The sequence below is a fragment of the Fortiea sp. LEGE XX443 genome (assembly GCF_015206815.1).
Classification (GTDB): domain Bacteria; phylum Cyanobacteriota; class Cyanobacteriia; order Cyanobacteriales; family Nostocaceae; genus Nostoc_B.
The window spans coordinates 1-1043 of the sequence record NZ_JADEXZ010000166.1; the positions used below are offsets into that span (position 1 = coordinate 1).

Consider the following 1043-nt stretch of genomic DNA (forward strand, 5'->3'; position numbering starts at 1 on the left):
GCAGTAGGACGCGCCCCCAGTAGAGGGTGGTTTGACGTACTAGACGACTGGTTAAAGCGCGATCGCTTCGTATTCGTAGGTTGGTCAGGAGTATTACTATTCCCCTGCGCCTTCCTAGCATTAGGCGGTTGGCTAACCGGTACAACCTTCGTTAGTTCCTGGTACACCCACGGATTAGCATCATCATACCTAGAAGGCTGCAACTTCCTGACAGTAGCAGTATCAACCCCAGCCGACAGCATGGGACACTCCCTATTGTTGTTATGGGGGCCAGAAGCCCAAGGTGACTTCACCCGATGGATACAACTAGGAGGATTGTGGCCATTTGTAGCATTACACGGAGCCTTTGCATTAATCGGCTTCATGTTGCGGCAATTTGAAATCGCCAGACTAGTAGGGATTCGTCCATACAACGCCCTAGCATTCTCAGCCCCCATCGCCGTATTCGTCAGCGTCTTCTTGATGTACCCCTTGGGACAATCAAGCTGGTTCTTCGCACCCAGCTTCGGAGTCGCAGCCATCTTCCGGTTCTTGCTGTTCTTACAAGGCTTCCACAACTGGACACTCAACCCCTTCCACATGATGGGAGTCGCAGGTGTACTGGGTGGAGCGCTATTGTGTGCCATTCACGGTGCGACAGTGGAAAACACCTTGTTTGAAGACGGCGAAGCCGCCAACACCTTCCGCGCCTTCAACCCCACCCAAGCGGAAGAAACCTATTCAATGGTGACAGCAAACCGTTTCTGGTCACAGATATTCGGGGTTGCTTTCTCCAACAAGCGCTGGTTACACTTCTTCATGCTGTTCGTACCAGTCACAGGTTTATGGATGGCATCTGTGGGTATTGTCGGTCTCGCACTCAACCTGCGGGCTTACGACTTCGTTTCCCAAGAATTACGGGCAGCAGAAGACCCGGAATTTGAAACTTTCTATACCAAAAACATTTTGCTGAACGAGGGTATCCGCGCTTGGATGGCTCCTCAAGATCAGCCCCACGAACAATTTATATTCCCTGAGGAGGTATTACCTCGTGGTAACGCTCT

The 1043-nt window shown here is 51.5% G+C and carries 1 protein-coding gene; it reads left to right on the forward strand.

Annotated elements, in window-relative coordinates; all coding sequences use genetic code 11:
* Positions 1 to 1043, forward strand: a 1043-nt coding sequence (gene psbD / locus IQ259_RS26955) for a photosystem II D2 protein (photosystem q(a) protein) (RefSeq protein WP_193889030.1), incomplete at both ends; no start/stop codon positions are given.